The sequence below is a fragment of the Bacillus sp. EKM202B genome (assembly GCF_011066025.1).
GTDB classification, from domain to species: domain Bacteria; phylum Bacillota; class Bacilli; order Bacillales; family Bacillaceae_G; genus Bacillus_A; species Bacillus_A toyonensis.
Window position 1 is genome coordinate 1 of the sequence record NZ_JAAMNK010000110.1, and the last position, 371, is coordinate 371.

Below are 371 nucleotides of genomic sequence, written 5' to 3' on the forward strand. Positions count from 1 at the left end.
TAAACGTTAAATACTCTTTTAAATCTCCCGGTGTACGAAAATAACCTTCTACGCTTTTTTCCATCTTTTTTGTTAAACCTTGCACCGCTTCTTTCTTTTCTTCCGGTGATTTTGTTTGATGCTTTTTCTTATAATTCTTACCCATGATCTTCTCCTACTCTTTCACTCGCTCTTTGTAATTCCTCCATGTCTTCTTCATTCCATCTCTCAGCTGTATCTTTGATTGTTAGTTCTTCTTCTTTTACAAGTAAAACAAGTTCACCTTCCCCAATCTCTTTAATGACTCCTAATGTAGTCGGGTAGCTAAGCTGTGTTACCACCGCTTCGCCCCCACAGAACCGTACGTGTGGCTTTCACCACATACGGCTCTT

General features: G+C 39.6%; 1 protein-coding gene. It reads right to left on the minus strand.

Annotated features, from left to right (window positions below; genetic code table 11):
• Nucleotides 1-137 precede the first annotated feature (137 nt).
• Nucleotides 138-320, minus strand: coding sequence for a hypothetical protein (locus tag G9F74_RS29555; protein WP_098630943.1), 183 nt, complete (start codon nt 318-320; stop codon nt 138-140).
• Between the last annotated feature and the right edge of the window lie 51 nt (nt 321-371).